Here is a 17,929-nt window from a genome sequence, read left to right as displayed (position 1 = left end):
TCCCCTGACTGCGCTGACAGGTCCACTCGGACTCACCGTGCAGCCCGTCGAGTCGCTCTCGACGAGCCGAGCCGATGGCGGATTCTGCGATGGGATGTCATTCCTTGACGACGGCGTGATTCTCTACGCACCGACCCCGAACAGCCGCCGACAGAACTTCACACTGGCGCACGAGTTGGGTCACTGGATTGTGGAGCGCGACACGGGGCTCTTCGACTGGATCGCCGATCAGTCCGATCCTTCAGCCCTACTGGAGAGCGTCTGCGACCAGATCGCGCAGCGGCTACTGCTCCCGGACGCGCTCACCCGCGCAGTGGTTGGCGACGAGCGCGTGCGTGCTCACCATGTCCAGGAGCTCTTCGACTCGAGCCAAGCGAGCTACCAGGCATGCGCCATCGCAATCGCGCGGCAGATCCGCGGACTCGGTGCCGTCGTGCTCATCGATCGGTTCGACGGCCAAGTGCATCACGCCAGCATCCAGCCAGACCCGGATGACGGATGGCCGCAGATCTACCCGTGGCGAGGACAAACCCTTCCAGAAGCGCACGGGCTGCGCGAACTCACCCCGGAGCGACATTCACCCGGAGGATCACCTGGCGCGACTCGTGGGGCCGGAGCGCAGAGTTTTACGCCGACGCCATCTCTGATGATCGGCGGATCATCGCCGTGTTGGCGGGCCATGACATCTGGAAGGTGGAGCCCGGCTACGTCATTCAGCCGCGAGACTTCGACAAGCGCCCGCTGCTCCACATCTACTGCTGCGGACAGGATCGTTCGTTCCACGGCTACCCCTGCGAGACCTGCGGACAGGGGTTCTGCCCGGTCTGCAAGAAGTGTCGATGCGATCACGCTGCTACGACCGAAGAGACCTGCTCTGGATGCTACATGGTGCTGCAGCGCCATCTGCTCGTCGGTGGCCTCTGTGAGAACTGCCGCTAACTCTCTCGCCCCCTGCTCCGACTACATAGTGAGGAGCTGACGGTCAGCTCCGGAGAAGGAGCCCGACGTGGCGAAGAACACGGGACGCGGCCACCGCGTCGGAGCGGTCAAGGGGCGCAGCGAATTTCAGATCGGCAAGACCTGGTTCAAGCGCAACACCTCGACCGGTCGCATCATGAACGGCAGCGCCAACCAGCACAAGGGCGTCCGCAACGAGAAATGATGAGCGGCGCTCCCACAGCGCCGGCTTCCCTCGTCCTCAGTACAGAGCAGGAGATTCACATGTCCCAGTCCGAGAACAACGCGCACGAGAAGAACTACGAGATCGTGGTCAACGGTCAGCAGGAGGTCGTCAACGACAAGACCGTCAGTTACGAACAGGTCGTCGCCTTCGCCTACCCGACGCCGCCGAGCACGGATGCGGTCATCACCGTGACATACCGCGGAGCACAGAAGCCCAAGGAGGGGAGCCTCAAGCCGGGTGGCACTGTCGACGTCAAGAAGGATGGGGCGATCTTCAATGTCACCTCAACCACCAAGTCCTAACCCCGACGTGCAACGCCTGCAGGACGAGGGCTATGGTGCGCAGCTTCGAGCTGGGCACCTATTGGTGAGCACTCCCTACGTCAACGCGCAACGCGAGGTCAAGTGGGGATACCTCATCTCGACCATCGAAGTGATCGACCTCCCGAGCCGGCCTGACATCCACGTCGCGTATTTCCTGGGCGAGACAGTCGACGACTACCCCTGCAACAGTGACGGAGCCCGGCTCGACAATCTGATCCACCAACCTGGCCCGATCGACCTGGGCCAGGGGCTGGTCGTGACGTGTGGCTTCTCGCAGCGGCCTGCAACTCCTCGCAGCGACTACGAAAACTACTACGACAAGATGTCGACTTACGTCGGCATGCTGCAAGCCCACGCACAGGCCATCGACGGCACAATCTCGTACCGCCAGTACCCGCCGATCGTCGCAACGCCCGAAGAGTCGGTATTCCAATACGAGGACGCGGCCACGACACACGCACGCATTGGGGCTGTAGTGGACAAGATTCGTGGACAACGCATCGCTATTGTCGGGCTCGGTGGCTCAGGTTCGTATGTCCTCGATGCCGTGGCCAAAACGCCCGTTGGTGCGATTCACCTTTTCGATGACGATCTTCTCCTTATCCACAATGCTTTCCGTTCGCCGGGAGCGGCAACCCTCGACGAGCTCAACGGTCGCCCGAAAAAAGTCGCGCATCACGCTGCGACGTACACGGGAATGCACCGGCATGTGATTCCACACCCGGTGCGCGTCACTGCCGACAACATCCAGGAGCTGACCAACTTCGACTTTGTCTTCATCTCGGTTGACGCCGGTCCCGACAAGCGCGACATCTTCAAAACGCTGCGCAGCGCGAATATCCCCTTCGTTGACACCGGTATGGGCATCTACCAGCGCGGGTCATCGATTGGAGGTGTCGTCCGCACCAGCACCAGTCTTCCCACGCAAGTCGACCCGAACTGGATCATTGCCGACGGCGAGATCTCTTTCGTCGACGATGGTGACGATGGCTACGCGCAGAACATTCAGATCGCCGAACTCAACATGCTTAACGCGGCATTGGCCGTCATCAAGTGGAAGCAGTACTTCGGCTTCTACTTCGACCTCGAGACGGAGTACACCAGCAACTACACGATTGACGGCAACCACATGCTCAACCGAGGAGCCACTGCATGAGCCGAATCGAACGCCTGGAGCCAGTCTTCGTGGAATTGATCCCCCGCGAACTCCAGTCGGGCAAGCTCTACATTTCGATGGAGTACACCACGACGGCGCACCTCTGCGCCAGCGGCTGCGGAAGGAAGGTCGTCCTGCCGCTCAGCCCCGCGCAGTGGCAGCTCTACTTTGACGGTGAAGCCGTGTCCCTCTCGCCGTCCATCGGGAACTGGGACTTGCCGTGCCAGGCTCACTACTGGATCCGCAGGAACAAGATCCATTGGGCAGCCCGGTGGGACAACAAGCGCATCGAAGCACGTCGCAGCAGCGACGCGCGCGATCTCGACGACTTCTACGAACAACGGGAAGCCAGTCCACAAGCCGCTAACGAGTCAACCACAGCTCGCCGGAAGAGCTTCTGGCAACGCTTGTTCGGCAGCGGCACCATGGACAACGATCGGACGAACTAGGCGCTCGAGTCCGCGATGACGCCGGCAAGCACCCTCGGCGACTACTTGCGTGCGGAACTGGCGTTCCACGCTCTCGAACAGCGTCAAAATCAGAACGAACGCAAAGCCCCCGACCGCCGCCGCTCCTCGCTCACTCGCAAGCGGAAAGTACCGCTCTCTCGAGCGAGTCCCTTCCCTAAGCCTTACGGCCCCACCGCGATCGAGCAATGGGTCGCCTCTGCAGTAAGACGCAGTTGGTCGGGCTGCGCCCCCACGCTCCCCTGAACTCCACGCCCCGCTTCGCTCGGGGACCGCCGAGCTCCGGTGACCCCCGGAGACAGCCCGACGTTCTGAAAGAACCGGTAATTGTGAAACCGGTAGAAATAGATCGTTTTGCGAATGCGATTGGGTCCCTCTGATGTTGCAGTAAGCCTCAGAAGGACCCCTCAAAGTCGGGCTGACAGGATTTGAACCTGCGACCCCTTGACCCCCAGTCAAGTGCGCTACCAAACTGCGCCACAGCCCGATGTCGTCACGCGCGGGCTCGAGGCGCCGCGCGAGGCAACCCGTCCATCCTACCGTGTCGGCGGGGTGCCTCGCGCACGCTCGGTCAGATGTCCTTGGTGGCCCAGTGGACGAGCTTCGGGTCGGCGTTCGTTCCGCCGATCTCGCAGATGACGACCACGCTGCCCGCGCCGGTGACGGGCGGGTCGATGGGGTAGGCGACCTCGACCTGCCAGTTGCCGGCGGCCGTCTTGGTGGGCGGGTGCGCCGGGTCGTACGGCTTCATCTTCTGGGTGGGGTTCTCGGCGCCGTACTTGTCCTGCGCGAAGACGGCGCAGGCGGTCCACGCGGTGAGCGCGTCGATCGGGTCGTCCGGTGATGCGGTCGCGGGAGCGGGCGTGGCCGTCGTCGTGACGGTCACGGTCGGCGCGGGCGAGTTCGCGCCGGTTCCTCCCCGGCGCAGCCGGAGAGTGCGATCAGCGACGCTGCGGCAGCCCCCGCCGCCAGCGTCATCCGTGTCATTCGATTCATATGATTCCCCCGAATCATGCAGTGCTGCAATCTGCAGCAGCGCAAGCATATGGGGTGGCGCCTGCCCGGCGTAGAGCCCGCCGATCACGGTTGCATCACAGACGTTCTATCGTGCCGGCAGGGACGTCGCGCACCACCCGAAGGCACGCACATCCCCACCGGCACTGCGCTCGCGCACCGGCCGACGACCGGCGCGCGCGGGCGCCCGGACGAGCCCGCCCCGCAGCGGGAGGTCCAGGTCAGGTCGGCGACGGGATGCGATGGGGGAGTCAGCATCCCGCCGCCGATTCGGGTTCAGCGGGCGGAGCCGCCGATGATCTGGTCGATCTCGTCCTGCGTGAGCGGGGCCCACGGCGACGAGTCGGGGTTGGCGCTGGCGGCCTCGGGGCTGTCGCCCTGCGTCCACCACTTCGCCTCGTAGGGCACGCCGTCGAAGAGCACGCGCTGGCCCTTGTCGTAGGCGGTCTGGCCGGCCCACGTCGGGTAGGTCCCGGCGGGCAGGGTCGGCTGCGGGATGGGCGTCTCGCCCGGCAGCACCGGGCCCACCAGCTCCCACGGCGTCTCCCACGCGTTCAGCACGGGGTTGTCCGGGACGTCGCCCTTGGTCCACCACTTGGCCTGGTAGACGTTGTGGTGCCAGACGACCTTGGTGCCCTTGAGGTACGAGTTCTTGGTCGCCCAGATCGGGTACGGCGAGGTCGCGGGATCGTCGGCGGCGGCGGTGGAGGTCGGCTCGGGCGTGGTGACGGCGCGCTCCCCCAGCGAGATGTGGCCGGCGAAGCCCTTCGACAGCACCGCGCCGAACGACTTCTTGCCCTGCGAGACGCCGCTGCAGGCATCCGACACGACCTTCACGTCGACGTAGTTGGAGCCGCAGGTCTTATCCCGGTTCGCGGACCACATCGACATGCGACCCAGGCCGTTGGACACGGCCCAGCTGTTGAAGGAGGCGGCGTCGGCCAGCGAGAAGACCTCGTCCTCCACGTCGTTCTGCCCGATCATGGGCGTGGCGCCGAGCTTGGCCCAGAGGCTCGGGTCGCTCTGGTGCAGCTTGGCCCGGTCGTACAGCACGCCGAGCTGGCGCTGAGCGGCGGTCACGGCGGACTCGGCGGCCCGCGCCATCGACGTGGTGGCCTTCTTCGCGGTGCCGAAGTCCATGGTCATGACGTTGACCCCGGCGATGTCGACCTTGGCCGCGAGCATGGCCGCGATCGCGTCCGTGGCGTCCGAGGTCATGCCCGAGGGCGCGACCGGCAGCGTCAGCCAGACGGCGAGGCCCTTGCCCTCGGCGCGACGCTCCTTCTGCAGGGCGGCGATGGCGGCGGCGCGGCGCGCGGACGCGTCGCGGTCGGTCAGCCCGTTGCCCTCGAGGTCGAGGTCGATGGTGCCGATCTTGTAGCGGTCCACGACGGTGGCGTAGGCCTTCTTCAACGCCGACTCGTCGGTGCAGCCCACGGCGAGCTCATCGTTCAGCTGGCCGCCGAACGACACGGAGACCGTGCCGCCCTGCTGCTGCAGCCGGGCGATGCGGCGGTCCAGGTCGAGGGATCCGCGGGCCTGGTCGAGCGTGTACGCGGCGCCCCAGCTGGGCTCGCACGCGTCGTCCTTCGACGACACGACGAACGAGAGCACGGCATCCTTGGTGGAGGTGGTGCCGAGGTTCTCGAACGCGAACCGCGGCGTGGCGGTCACATCCACGTAGGACGCGAACCAGGGCTGCACGTCGACGGACGCGCGGGCGCTCCACCACTGGAAGCCGACGGCTCCGGCGGTGATGACGATGACGGCGACGAGGCCGGCGCCGATGACCCGCCAGGGCGAGAGACGGCGTCCGCTGTCGGCCTCGGGGGCCTGGGCGCGCTCGACGGCGTCCGGCGCCGCGGTGTTCTTCTTCGCGGACATCAGGCGGCCTGCTTCTCGCCGGAGACGGACTCGGACTCGGACTCGGCGGCGGCCGGAGCAGCGGCCGGGGCCTCCTGCTGCTCCACCACCATGGCGCCGACGCGGGCCTTGAGCGGCACCTCGCCGCCCGCGTGCCCGTGGTAGAGCACGGAGCGCCAGTCGATCGAGGCGGTCTCGGGCGTCACGACATCCGCCGGGCGCTTCCGCGATGTGGACACGTACAGCGGCTTGGTCATGCCGAGCCAGATGTCGACGACGGTGTTCCAGATGCCGATGTAGGCGACGATCGCCCAGATCGCGAGCGTGGCGTTGAAGGCGGCGAACGCGGCGTTGCCCCAGTTGTGCGCGTTGACGTCGCGCCACAGGGTGAACAGCGAGAACGCGACGATCGCGAGCGGCGCGATGACGTACAGCAGCGGCGACGCGGTGCGGTTCTTCACCTTCGGCGTACGGGCGAACGGGATCTTCTTGCCGGTCAGCGACTGCTGGATCGACTTGAGGACGCCGGCCAGGTTCACCGGCAGCAGGATGAGGTTGAAGCCGTAGATCCGGAAGATGTCCGTGGCCTTGTAGCCGCTGTAGCGGAGGTCCGCCGCCTGGCTGATGAAGTACGGCAGCGCGGCGAGGAGCACCATCGGGCTCAGCAGCCGGCCGTCGTACGGGTACGCCAGCAGGAAGATCAGGCCGAAGCTCGCCCAGCTGATCGACGCCATGTAGTTGACGCGGAGCAGCAGCTCGATCTTCGAGACGGTCTCGCCGCGGCGCTTCCGCTCCTTCACCTGACGCCAGAGCTTCGGCAGGATGAGGAGTCCGCCGTTCGCCCAGCGGCGGCGCTGCACGATCAGCGAGCCGAAGTCGGGCGGGGTGGCGGAGTAGCTCAGGCGCTCCGGGTAGTTCGACAGCGTCCAGCCGTGGGTGCCCAGGTCGATGCTCGACTCGGTGTCCTCGATGACCGTGCGGTCCTGGATGTAGCGGCGCACCTCGAAGCCGCCCACGAACTCGGTCTCGACGATGTCGTCCAGCGCGCGCTTGCGGATGACCGCGTTCGCGCCCACCCAGAAGGTGGCGCCGTAGTACGACTTGCCCTGGTGCAGGATGTGCTGGATGTCGGTCGTCGCGCCGGCGAGGCGCTCGATGCGGGTGCCGGCGCCGCGGAACGAGGAGTACGGCGTCTGCGTGACGGCCACCCGCGCGTTGTCGGGCTGCTGCAGGAAGTAGGTCAGCCGGAGGCAGTACTCGCGCAGCAGGATGGAGTCGGCATCCAGCGTCAGCAGGAAGTCGCTGTCGGGGATCTCGACGTCGCCCGGGCGGCGCTGGCCGGCGGGGACCGGGTTCAGGATGGGTCCGTCCGGCGTCTCCTCGACGCGGTAGGTCCCGCCCATCAGGCCGATGTAGGCATTCAGGTTCATGGCCTTGTTGGCCTCGTGGGACAGCGAGGCCCACTTCTTGCGCTCGAAGACGGCGAGGTCGGCGTCGAACGTCCAGGCGAGGCGGCGGTACAGCTGTGCGACGCGCTTGGTGGTGAGGGACGCGCCCTCGGCGATGGCGGCGGAGACCGCCTCGCCCGTCAGGGCCAGGTCGTCTGCGAGGGCGCGGAGCACCTGGTCGGCGAAGAAGACGTCGACGTGGTCGTCGATGCCGTGCGCCTCGGCCTGGGCGTAGAGCCACTCGGCGGCCCAGCGGTACTGGCCGGCGAGCTCGAGCGCGGCGCCGTCGGTGGCGTAGACGCCCGAGTCGGCCAGTTCATAGCGCATGAGGGCGTCGGAGAAGCGGAACCGCGGCTCGGCGAGCATCGCGCTGATGTCGTGCGCGAGGTCGCGGGTCGCGTCGAGCCGCTCGCGGACGGCGGGATCGGTCGGGTTCGGGTTGTCGTCGAGCAGGAGCACGACGCGCTTCGACGGGAACTCCTGCAGGGCGGCGGAGAGCAGCGTCATCCGCACGACCTCGGGCTCCTCGGCGTACGAGGGCACCAGCACGGTGATGCTGGGCTGGTTCTCGGCGAAGTGCCGGTCCAGCTCGGCGCGGGGCACACGGACGTGCTTCTGGAAGCGCTGGAGCGCTCCCTGCCGGGCCACCAGGTACATGAGGGCGGAGAAGGTGAGGAAGGTCACCACGACCGTGTAGCCGATCGCCTCCATCGTGAAGCGGAAGTTCTGGCTGCCGCTGTCGATGAACTGGCGGATGATCGTGGTGACCACGTAGATCGCCCAGAACAGCACGGTCAGCACGATGGCGACGCGGCTCCAGGTGATCTTGCGGTCCGACGGCTTCGGGTGGACCGTCGGGAGGGGTTCGGTGCGCTTCTCGGAGCCGAGCTGGCGCTTCCGGGCAGGGGTGTATTGGGCTGTAGAACTCATGATCGGGTATGCGTCCTTGTTCGGGTTCGGAAGCCCGGCCCTCGGGTGGGCACGGTCGGGTGGCTTCCGGTTGTCCACACTAGTGAGGACAAACAGGGGTACAAATACCCCCTTTATGGTCGCCCCTTCTTTGGGGGCGAGCCCATGCGAAGTTTCACACGATGGGTCGGTGTGTCGCGCTTGCCTGCGGCCGGTTGCATGCGTATGCATCTATCCCCCCTGGATGTCGGAAGGATGTCGGAGGGCGCGGGCTAGGCTGGCCGCATGCCGTCGCAGCCGTCACCGCAGCTGTGGCGCGGGCGGAGCGCGACGGGGCGGGCGCTGTTCGTCGTCGGGCTCGTGGTCGGCATCCCGCTCGCCGTGCTACTCGGTCTCGTCGTCCTCGCGGTCGGCGCCGCCGCCGCACTGCTCTGGACGCTCGCGTGGCTGATCGGCGTCGCCGCCTCCTGGGTCTGGTACGCGATCCAGCGCCGGCGGCGCATCCCGTATCCGTTCGGATCCCCGCCGCCGTCGACCCGCCGCGGCCGCCGGATCGCGCTGAGCGGGCTGTACCTGTCGCTCGTCCCGCGGGCGATCGGAGGGACGGCTCGCCTCGCCGGGCTGCTCCTCGGCCCGCTGGCCCTGCTGGTGTCGCTGGTCGGTGCGCTGCTCCCGCGCTGGCGTGCGCGTCCATACCTGGCGGTCTTCACGCTGCCGGGCATCCTGCGCAAGGTCGTCGGGCTCGGCCACCGGCGGGGGCTGCTACGCGACGGCCAGGATGCTGTGCTGCTCGGCTACGACGACTTCATCGCCCGGGCGTTCCCGCTGATCCGCGACGTGCTCGACTGGTGGAACGACCCGGACTCGGGCGACGACTACGTGCCGACGCCCGGGCTGCCGGATGTGCCGGCCGGGTTGCTGGGGCTGCCGCTCGGGCCCTCCCCGACCCCCTCGGCCAGCCCGGGATCGCGGCCGGGGCGATGCGGCGCCGGTCGATCCGGACGCTGCGCGAACTGCTGCTCAGCCAGCGCGAGATCGACGACCTGTGCGACCCGGACCTCGACGACCGTGCGGACGTGGCCCTGGTGCGCATCGTGGAGGTCGGATCGGCGGGCCACCGGCGGTGGATGGTGCAGTTCGCGAGCACGAAGTCCTGGCACCCGCGCGCAGGATCGGCGCCGAACGATCTGGCGGCCGACCTGCTGATCGGCGGCGGAATCGTGCCGACCGTCACCCGGGCCGCGCTCGAGACGATGCAGGCGGCCGGGATCCGGCCCGGCGAGCCGGTGCTGCTCGCCGGCTTCAGCCTCGGTGGGATGGTCGCGGCGCAGGTCGCGATGGCGGCGGTCGACGCCGGCCTGGAGGTGACGCACCTGATGGTGGCCGGGTCTCCGCTCGGGCGGATCGGCGTGCCCGACTCCGTGACGGTGCTGGCGCTGGAGCACGTGCTCGATCCGGTTCCGCGGGTCGAGGGCCGCGAGAACCCGGTGCGGCTGGACGGCGGGACGCCGTTCCTCACGGTGAAGGCGCGGCCGCCCTTGGCGCACGGGTTCCGGATCGGCGCGCTCCACCAGTCGACGGCGTACGCGGACACGGCGGCTCAGGTCGAGGCGGACCCGCCGGACGCGCGGGTCGCCTCCCTGCTCGAGACGCTGTCGCCGTTCTTCAGACCGGTGCAGCGCATCCACGACCATGCGGCCATGCGGGCCGGAGGGCTTCCGCCGCGGCCCTCGGTGCCCTTGTACCTGCACAGCACGGTCGACGAGGGGATCACCCGCGGCACGCTGCGGCAGACAGTCCGGCGCCTCGCGGGCGTGATCGCGGTGGACGTCTACCAGTCGCGCAGCGGCTTCGCCACGACGATCCTGTGGAACGCGGACCTGCTGGTGCGCGCGCTGGAGCCGTGGCTGATCGACGCGGGCCGCACGGCGGTGTATCGCGGGCTGCTGTCGCTGCTCGCGCGACGACGCGCAGTGGGCATCCACCTGCGCATCCAGGCGCGCGAGACGCCGGGCATCACGTGGGAGTCGACGGTGCAGCGGCTGTCGGACGGCCGGTGGCGCGAATCGATCGACGTGACCGTCGACGATCGGGCCGACCCTGCCGATGTCGCGCGGCTGTTTCCGGGCGGGACGGCGCAGGTCGTGGTGATCCACGCTCCGGATGCGTTCGAGCCGGTGCTCGACGTCGCCCGCCAGCGCTGACGGTCAGCGCTTGCGCTTCTCCCGCACGCGCATGTTGAGCACGATGGGCGTTCCCTCGAAGCCGTACACCTCGCGCAGCCGGCGGATGATGTACCGCCGGTAGCCCGGGTCGAGGAACCCGGTGGTGAACACCACGAATGTCGGCGGACGGCTCGACGCCTGCGTGCCGAACAGGATGCGCGGCTGCTTGCCGCCCCGCACAGGGTGCGGGTGCGCGGCGGTGAGCTCGGCGAGGAACGCGTTGAACTTGCCCGTCGGGATGCGCGTGTCCCACGACTCGAGGGCCAGCTCCAGCGCGGGCACGAGCTTCTCGAGGTGGCGGCCGGTGCGGGCGGAGATGTTGACGCGCGGCGCCCAGGACACATGCGCGAGGTCCTGCTCGATCTCGCGCTCCAGGTAGCGGCGGCGATCGTCGTCGAGGAGGTCCCACTTGTTGAAGGCGAGCACCAGCGCGCGGCCCGACTCGAGCACGAGGTCGATGATGCGCACATCCTGCTCGCTGATCGGCTCGCTCACGTCGAGGACGACGACGGCGACCTCCGCCTTCTCCAGCGCGGTGGAGGTGCGCAGCGACGCGTAGAAGTCGGCGCCCTGCTGCAGGTGCACGCGGCGCCGGATGCCGGCCGTGTCGACGAAACGCCAGACCTTGCCGCCCAGCTCGACCTGCTCGTCGACCGGGTCGCGGGTGGTGCCGGCGAGGTCGTTGACGACCACGCGCTCCTCCCCCGCGGTCTTGTTCAGCAGCGAGGACTTGCCGACGTTCGGCCGGCCGATGATGGCCACGCGGCGCGGGCCTCCCACCTCGCGCTTGGCGAAGGCGGACTCCTCGGGCAGCACCTTCAGGATCTCGTCCAGCAGGTCGGCGACACCGCGGCCGTGCAGCGCGGAGACCGGATGCGGCTCACCGAGGCCGAGCGACCACAGCTCGGTCGCGTAGGGCTCCTGGCGGGCGTCGTCGACCTTGTTCGCGGCGAGGAAGACCGGCTTGTCGCTCTTGCGCAGCAGCCGGACGACGCGCTCATCGGTGGATGTGGCCCCGACCGTCGCATCCACGACGAAGAGCACCGCGTCGGCGAGGTCGATCGCGACCTCCGCCTGGGCGGCGACGGACGCGTCGATCCCGCGGGCGTCGGGCTCCCATCCGCCGGTGTCGACGAGGGTGAACCGGCGGCCGTTCCATTCCGCCTGGTACGAGACGCGGTCGCGCGTGACGCCCGGGGTGTCCTCCACCACCGCCTCGCGGCGGCCCAGGATGCGGTTGACGAGCGCCGACTTGCCGACGTTCGGCCGACCGACGATGGCGAGCACCGGGAGCGCGGGCAGGTACGTGATGCCCTCGACGTCCTCACCGGCGATGTCGAGGATGTCGAGGTCGCTCTCGTCGAGCTCGTACTCCTCCAGTCCGCTGCGGAGCGCGTTCGCCCGCTGGACCGCGAGGTCCTCGTCGAGCTCGGAGAGCCGCGCGACGAGGTCGTCCTCGCCGCTGGGCTCGTTTTCGATGTCAGACATGGGCTGCTTTCTGTACGACCTGGATAACCGCGTCGACGGTCTGGTCGAAGTCGAGATCGGTGGAGTCGACGGTGGTCACACCGTCTGCGGCGTTCATGAAGTCGACGACGCGGGCATCCGCCTCATCCCGTCTTCGCAGAGCCTCACCGACATGGGCGGCCGAATGGCCGATCAGCTCCGCGGAACGCCTCGCCATTCTAACGGCTTCGTCGGCCGTGAGCAGGATGCGCACCGGCGCATCGGGGCAGACCACCGTCGTGATGTCGCGCCCCTCCACCACGATGCCGTCGCGGTCGGTGCTCCGGATGATGTCGCGGAACAGCTGCGTCAGGAACGCCCGCACCTCCGGAACGCGGGCGATGGGAGCGACCACGGCGGTGACCTCCGGGGTTCGGATGGTCTCCGTCACATCCTCGTCGCCGACGAACACGTGGTAGGTGTCCGGGTCCGTGCCGATGCGGTAGTCGAAGTCCGGCAGGGCGTCGATGACCGCCGCCGAGTCCGTCGGGTCGAGGTGCCGTGCGACGATGTACCAGCCGAGCGCGCGGTACGCCGCACCGGTGTCCAGGTACGCCCAGCCCAGGCGACGGGCGGTCGCCTTGCTGACGCTCGACTTGCCGCTCCCGGCCGGTCCGTCGACCGCCACCACGATCGTCTCCGTCATCCGGTGATCCTCCATCCACGTTCGGTCAGGTCCTTCACTGTGCGGTGCTCCACCTCGGGCAGCACCGCGATGTCGGCGAGGCCGAACGCCGCGCCGGGCGAGTGCTCCAGGCGCAGGTCCTCCATGTTCACGCCCAGCTCGCCGAGCTCGTGCAGCAGCCGTGCCAGTTCGCCCGGGCGGTCTTCGACCATCACCACGAACCGCGAATACCTGCGGTCCTGGCCGTGCTTGCCCGGCAGGCGCGAGACGCCGGTGTTGCCGCCCGCGATCTCCTCGGCGATGGTCCGCCGGGCGCCCGAGGCGTCGACGTCGCCGAGCGCGAGGAGCACGCGGTCGAGATCGTCGCGGTAGGCCCGGAGGATTTCGACGATCGCGGGAGCGTTCGCGCCCAGGATCTGCACCCACAGCTCCGGCTCGCTCGCGGCGATGCGCGTCACGTCGCGCACGCCCTGACCGGCCAGTGCGAGGGCCGCATCGGGTGAGTCCATCAGCCGCTTCGCCATCAGCGACGAGACGATCTGCGGCGCGTGTGACACGAGAGCGACGGCGGCGTCGTGCTCGTCCGCATCCATCTCGACGGGTGTCGCGCCCAGGTCGAGGATGAGTGCCTCGACCAGGCTGACGGCCCCGCGCGGGTTCTCAGGTCGGGCGGCGACCACCCACGGACGCCCGATGAAGAGGTCAGCGCGCGCCGAGGACGGACCGCCGCGCTCACGCCCGGCCAGCGGGTGACCGCCGACGTAGCGGGCGAGGTCGACGCCCGACGCCTGGAGTTCGGACAGCGGCGCGACCTTCACGCTGGCCACATCCGTGACCACGGCATCCGGATGCGCCGCGAGCTCGTCGGCGACGACCCGCCCGGTCAGATCGGGCGGGACCGCCACCACGATCAGCGCCGGCTCGGAGCCTCCGTCGTCGATCCGGCCCGCGCCGTAGTCGGCCGCCAGCCGCAGGTGCGCGGGCGAGGCGTCGGCGAGCAGCACGTCGACGCCGCGGGCGCGCAGCCCGAGTCCGACGGAGGCGCCGAGCAGCCCCGCGCCGACGACGCGGACGGGGCCGGCGAGGCGGGCGGAAGTGTCAGTCACCCGTCCACCTTAGCCAGCGCCGCCGACGCGTTTCGTCCGTCCGAGGGAAAGGGAGGACGCTGCGCCAGAACCCGCATCCATCGCCTCCCTTCCCGGTCGATCCCCGCGTGGCGGCCGCGGTCTCCTCCGTGCCCGGTCGACCCCCGGCGCACTGTCGGAAACGGAGGACATCCGGCGACGACCCGCCGACGCGCGCAGGAAACGGAGGTGGATGGCGCGGGGAGCGGCCCGAAGCCCCTCCGTTTCCGACGGGAAGGGCGCGCTCAGCCGTTCTCGCGCGAGATCGTCAGCAGCTGCCCGAGCTCCGCCTTCGTCAGGTCGCGCAGCTGCCCGACCTTGAGCGTGCCGAGGTGCAGCGGCCCGAACTGACGCCGCACCAGCTCCACGACCGGGTGGCCGACCTCGGCGAGCATCCGCCGCACGATGCGGTTGCGGCCGGAGTGCAGCGTGATCTCGACGAGCGACTCGCCCTCGCGCTGGTTCGACTGCAGCAGCTTGGCCCTGTCCGCGGCGATGGGGCCGTCCTCCAGCTCCACGCCCTTCGTCAGCCGTGCGATCGTCTGCGGGGTGACCAGCCCGCGCACGCGCGCGATGTACGTCTTCGTGACGCCGAACGACGGATGCGCGAGCACGTGCGCGAGTTCGCCGTCGTTGGTGAGGATGAGGAGGCCCGAGGTCTCCGCATCCAGCCGCCCCACGTTGAACAGGCGCTCTGGGTAGCCGGCGGTGAACCGCGACAGGTCCGGCCGCCCCTGCTCGTCGCGCATGGAGCTGACCACGCCGCCCGGTTTGTTGAGCATGACGTAGCGGCGGGACGTGTCCAGCTGCACGGCCGTACCGTCGACGGCCACGCGGTCGACGGCCGGGTCGACGCGGCGGCCGAGCTCGGTCACGACCGTCCCGTTCACCGTCACGCGGCCGGCCACGATCATGTCCTCCGACACGCGCCGCGACGCGACGCCGGCGGCCGCCATCACCTTCTGCAGGCGCTCGCCCTGCGCACCGTTCTCAGCGGACATCGCCCTCGAACCCGTCCGCGCCATCGCTCAGCAGAGGCGAGATCTTCGGCAGCTCGTCGACCGAGTTGATGCCCAGCTGGCTGAGCAGGAGGTCGGTGGTCCCGTAGTTGATCGCGCCGGTCTCGCTGTCGGTGAAGAGCTCGGTGATGAGTCCGCGGCCGAGCAGCGTGCGCACCACCGAATCCACGTTGACGGCCCGGATGGACGCGATGGCGCCGCGGCTGATCGGCTGCTTGTAGGCGATCACCGCGAGGGTCTCCAGTGCCGCCTGCGACAGCTTCGTCGGATTCTGCTGCAGCACGTAGCCGGAGACGACCTGGTCGAACTCCGCGCGGACGTAGATGCGCCATCCGCCGCCGACCTCGCGCAACTCGAACCCACGGCGGATGCCGCCGCCCTCGCCGTCGTAGTCCGCCACCAGGGCGGCGATCGCGGCGCGCACGCGCTTCACCGGCGCACCGACCGCGGTCGCCAGCGTCACCAGGCTCATCGGCTCGTCCGCCACCATCAGGATGGCCTCCAGGGCACGCTCGATCTGCGCGTCCTCGACCGGTGCCGGCACCTCCGCGGTGTCCGTCACCGCCTCTCCCCCGATCACCGCATCCTCAGCCACCGGATCGGCGGCCACGTTCTCAACCGTCATAGTCGGCTCCCAGATTCGACAGATTCTCTTCGGACCAGTGCTCCGCGGTCCAGCGCAGCGTCAGCTCGCCGAGCGGTTCCAACTGCTCGAACGCCAGCGCGGCGCGGCGATACAGCTCGAGCACCGCGAGGAACCGCGCAACCACCACGCCCTTCTGCTCGGCGCCGGCCACGAGCTGCCGGAAGTTCATCGGCTCCCCGTGCCGCAGCATCCCGACGACGATCGCCGCCTGCTCGCGGATGCTGACCAGCGGCGCGTGCAAGTGGTCCAGACCGACGACGGGGATCTCGCGCGGCGTCATGGCGAGCGTGGCCAGGGCCGCGAAGTCGTCGAGGCTCAGGGTCCAGACGAGCTCGGGGGTGCGCTGGCGGAACTTGTCCTCCAGCCGGACCTGCCGCGCGTGACGGCCGCTCTCCGCATCCAGCTGCGCGGCGAACCAGGCCGAGGCCTCCTTGAACGCGCGGTACTGCAGCAGCCGGGCGAACAGCAGGTCGCGCGCCTCCAGCAGGGCCACATCCTCCGCATCCACCAGCTCGCCCTGCGGCAGCAGTCCGGCCACCTTCAGGTCGAGGAGGGTCGCCGCGACCAGCAGGAACTCGCTCGCCTCATCGAGGCTCTCGTCGGTGTCGAGGGCGCGCAGGTAGGCGATGAACTCGTCGGTCACCTTGCTGAGCGAGATCTCGGTGATGTCGAGCTCGTGCTTGGTGATGAGGGACAGGAGGAGGTCGAACGGTCCCTCGAAGTCGCCGAGGGAGACGCGGAAGCCGACGGGCTCGACGGGCTCCGCGGGCTCTACGACGTCGGGCAGCTCAGGCGACGGCGCCACGGAACACCAGTTCCCGCGCCAGCTGGCGGTACGCCTCCGCCGCCTGGTGCTCGGGCGCGAACTGCGTGATCGGGGTGGCCGCGACCGAGGCGTCCGGGAACTTCACCGTGCGCGAGATGACCGTCTCGAGCACGCGGTCGCCGAAGGCGTCAACGACGCGCTCGAGCACCTCGCGCGAGTGCAGGGTGCGCGAGTCGTACATGGTGGCGAGGATGCCGTCCAGCTCGATCGCCGGGTTGAGCCGCTCGCGCACCTTGTCGATCGTCTCGATGAGCAGGGCGACACCGCGCAGCGCGAAGTACTCGCACTCCAGCGGGATGAGGACGCCGTGGCTCGCGGTCAGCGCGTTGACGGTGAGGATGCCGAGCGACGGCTGGCAGTCGACCAGGATCACGTCGTAGTCGTTCGCGACCTTGCGGAGGACGCCCGCGAGGATCTGCTCGCGCGCGACCTCGTTGACGAGGTGCACCTCCGCCGCCGACAGGTCGATGTTCGCCGGGATGATGTCGAGCCCGGGCACCGAGGTCGACTGGATGGACTCACGCACGTCGGCGTTGCGGTTGAGCAGCAGGTCGTAGATCGTCGTCGCGTCGTGCGTGCGCGCTCCGAGACCGGCGGAGAGGGCGCCCTGCGGGTCGAAGTCGACCGCGAGTACGCGGCGGCCGTAGTCGGCGAGGGCCGCGCCGAGGTTGATGCTGGTCGTCGTCTTGCCGACGCCGCCCTTCTGGTTGCAGAGGGCGACGATCTTGGCCGGTCCGTGCTGCGCGAGCGGGGCGGGCACCGGGAACGCGCGCAGCGGACGTCCGGTGGGCCCGGGCTTCGTGGCGACGGATGCGGCATCCATGCCCGGAAGCTGGGTCTCGACCTGGTCGTTGCGCGTCACCTGGGTGTTCCTCGTCCCTCTCGTGGGCGGTCTTACAAGGCACCAGTCTATGCACGACGTGCCCCGGTTGCGGGGCGGACGCCCGGCGGTTCGGTACGCTGGCCGCGTGCAGCCGATGCCGTCCGCCCTCGAGACCCCGCGCCTCCGTCTGCGCCCGCGCGACGGACGCGACGCCGAGTGGAACCTCGCCCTGCTCGCCGAGCATCCCCTCGGCCGCGAGCCCGGGACGCTCGAGGAGGAGCGGGAGCGGCTGGATGCGCAGCGCGCCGCCTTCGACGAGACCGGGTTCGGGCTCTACACGGTGGAAATCGCGGAGACCGGCGAGGCCGTGGGCTACTGCGGGCTCGTCGTCGGCCGGGCCAGCGCCTCCCAGCCGGAGCTCGCCTACGAGCTGCTGCGCGGCCACGTCGGGCACGGGTACGCGACGGAGGCGGCCGCCGCGGTGGCGGACGCGGCGTTCGACTCGGGTTTCCCGACGGTCTGGGCGACCGTCGCGACGTGGAACGCGCCGTCGTTCGGGGTGCTCGCCAAGCTCGGCTTCGCGCCGACGCGGCGCGCGGGCGGCGACGGCCGCTCGGTCTTCGTCTGGCTGCGCCGCCGCGCCCCGCGTCGCCGTCACCGGGACGCCTCCTGACGCTCGCCCGCTGACCTGCCGCCCATCAGCACGCGAAGATTCGTCACGAATGGCGGTTATTCGCCGCGTATTCCGACCATTCGTTACGAATGCCGGCCG

The 17,929-nt window shown here is 69.1% G+C and carries 17 protein-coding genes and 1 tRNA gene; 7 read left to right on the top strand and 11 right to left on the bottom strand.

What is annotated here, in order from left to right; translation table 11 throughout:
* Positions 1-94: 94 nt before the first annotated feature.
* From ACQ86M_RS02430 to ACQ86M_RS02410, 5 genes are read left to right on the top strand one after another with little or no spacing between them, the layout of a single operon-like run.
* The gene (locus ACQ86M_RS02430) at positions 95-979 is read left to right on the top strand and encodes an ImmA/IrrE family metallo-endopeptidase (protein ID WP_431246918.1); all 885 of its coding nucleotides are present in this window, start codon (positions 95-97) and stop codon (positions 977-979) included.
* 27 nt (positions 980-1,006) lie between these two features.
* Positions 1,007-1,162 (top strand): hypothetical protein, encoded by a 156-nt coding sequence (locus tag ACQ86M_RS02425; protein ID WP_431246917.1) that lies wholly within the window; start codon positions 1,007-1,009, stop codon positions 1,160-1,162.
* Positions 1,163-1,221: 59 nt separating this feature from the next.
* On the top strand, positions 1,222-1,485 hold the full coding sequence (locus ACQ86M_RS02420; RefSeq protein WP_431246916.1) for a multiubiquitin domain-containing protein: 264 nt from the start codon (positions 1,222-1,224) through the stop codon (positions 1,483-1,485).
* Between the two features lie 7 nt (positions 1,486-1,492).
* A complete protein-coding gene (locus tag ACQ86M_RS02415) occupies positions 1,493-2,662 on the top strand; it encodes a ThiF family adenylyltransferase (RefSeq protein WP_431246915.1) in 1,170 nt (389 codons plus the stop codon).
* Positions 2,659-3,111 carry a DUF6527 family protein gene (locus ACQ86M_RS02410; protein ID WP_431246914.1) on the top strand — a complete coding sequence of 151 codons (453 nt, stop codon included), beginning with the start codon at positions 2,659-2,661 and terminating at the stop codon, positions 3,109-3,111. Before ACQ86M_RS02415 ends, ACQ86M_RS02410 begins: the two co-directional genes overlap by 4 nt.
* 431 nt (positions 3,112-3,542) lie before the next feature.
* On the opposite strand, the gene ACQ86M_RS02405 is transcribed toward ACQ86M_RS02410, so the two are convergent.
* The 4 genes from ACQ86M_RS02405 to ACQ86M_RS02390 form a co-directional block, all read right to left on the bottom strand.
* A tRNA-Pro gene (locus ACQ86M_RS02405) sits at positions 3,543-3,616 on the bottom strand.
* Between the two features lie 84 nt (positions 3,617-3,700).
* Positions 3,701-4,015 carry a hypothetical protein gene (locus ACQ86M_RS02400; RefSeq protein ID WP_431246913.1) on the bottom strand — a complete coding sequence of 105 codons (315 nt, stop codon included), beginning with the start codon at positions 4,013-4,015 and terminating at the stop codon, positions 3,701-3,703.
* A gap of 404 nt (positions 4,016-4,419) precedes the next feature.
* Complete coding sequence (locus ACQ86M_RS02395; protein WP_431246912.1) at positions 4,420-6,027, bottom strand: chitinase; 1,608 nt, start codon at positions 6,025-6,027, stop codon at positions 4,420-4,422.
* Positions 6,027-8,384 carry a glycosyltransferase family 2 protein gene (locus tag ACQ86M_RS02390; protein ID WP_431246911.1) on the bottom strand — a complete coding sequence of 786 codons (2,358 nt, stop codon included), beginning with the start codon at positions 8,382-8,384 and terminating at the stop codon, positions 6,027-6,029. Before ACQ86M_RS02390 ends, ACQ86M_RS02395 begins: the two co-directional genes overlap by 1 nt.
* 1,055 nt (positions 8,385-9,439) lie before the next feature.
* Here ACQ86M_RS02390 and ACQ86M_RS02385 point away from each other — a divergent pair.
* A complete protein-coding gene (locus ACQ86M_RS02385; RefSeq protein ID WP_431246910.1) occupies positions 9,440-10,567 on the top strand; it encodes a hypothetical protein in 1,128 nt (375 codons plus the stop codon).
* Positions 10,568-10,570: 3 nt separating this feature from the next.
* Here ACQ86M_RS02385 and der read toward each other — a convergent pair whose 3' ends face one another.
* From der to ACQ86M_RS02350, 7 genes are all read right to left on the bottom strand, one after another.
* Complete coding sequence (gene der / locus ACQ86M_RS02380; RefSeq protein ID WP_431246909.1) at positions 10,571-12,076, bottom strand: ribosome biogenesis GTPase Der; 1,506 nt, start codon at positions 12,074-12,076, stop codon at positions 10,571-10,573.
* The gene (gene cmk / locus ACQ86M_RS02375; RefSeq protein ID WP_431246908.1) at positions 12,069-12,740 is read right to left on the bottom strand and encodes a (d)CMP kinase; all 672 of its coding nucleotides are present in this window, start codon (positions 12,738-12,740) and stop codon (positions 12,069-12,071) included. Before cmk ends, der begins: the two co-directional genes overlap by 8 nt.
* Entirely contained in the window at positions 12,737-13,825 is a 1,089-nt protein-coding gene (locus ACQ86M_RS02370; protein WP_431246907.1) for a prephenate dehydrogenase, read from the bottom strand. The genes cmk and ACQ86M_RS02370 overlap by 4 nt, the downstream gene beginning before the upstream one ends.
* A gap of 263 nt (positions 13,826-14,088) precedes the next feature.
* Complete coding sequence (locus ACQ86M_RS02365; RefSeq protein WP_431246906.1) at positions 14,089-14,844, bottom strand: pseudouridine synthase; 756 nt, start codon at positions 14,842-14,844, stop codon at positions 14,089-14,091.
* Positions 14,834-15,487, bottom strand: a complete 654-nt coding sequence (scpB, locus tag ACQ86M_RS02360) for an SMC-Scp complex subunit ScpB (protein ID WP_431246905.1) — start codon at positions 15,485-15,487, stop codon at positions 14,834-14,836. Before scpB ends, ACQ86M_RS02365 begins: the two co-directional genes overlap by 11 nt.
* Positions 15,477-16,313: a segregation and condensation protein A gene (locus ACQ86M_RS02355; protein WP_431246904.1), complete on the bottom strand. Its 837-nt coding sequence runs from the start codon at positions 16,311-16,313 to the stop codon at positions 15,477-15,479. Before ACQ86M_RS02355 ends, scpB begins: the two co-directional genes overlap by 11 nt.
* Positions 16,297-17,196, bottom strand: coding sequence for a ParA family protein (locus tag ACQ86M_RS02350; protein WP_431246903.1), 900 nt, complete (start codon positions 17,194-17,196; stop codon positions 16,297-16,299). The genes ACQ86M_RS02355 and ACQ86M_RS02350 overlap by 17 nt, the downstream gene beginning before the upstream one ends.
* 115 nt (positions 17,197-17,311) lie before the next feature.
* Here ACQ86M_RS02350 and ACQ86M_RS02345 point away from each other — a divergent pair, with 115 nt between their 5' ends.
* Positions 17,312-17,830: a GNAT family N-acetyltransferase gene (locus ACQ86M_RS02345; RefSeq protein WP_431247842.1), complete on the top strand. Its 519-nt coding sequence runs from the start codon at positions 17,312-17,314 to the stop codon at positions 17,828-17,830.
* The last annotated feature ends 99 nt before the right edge of the window (positions 17,831-17,929 follow it).

Origin of the sequence: Leifsonia xyli subsp. cynodontis, from assembly GCF_050632205.1 — a bacterium.
Taxonomy (GTDB): Bacteria; Actinomycetota; Actinomycetes; order Actinomycetales; family Microbacteriaceae; genus Leifsonia; species Leifsonia xyli_D.
The sequence above is the reverse complement of the archived record's forward strand: the minus strand, read 5'-3'. Positions and strand labels throughout refer to the sequence as shown.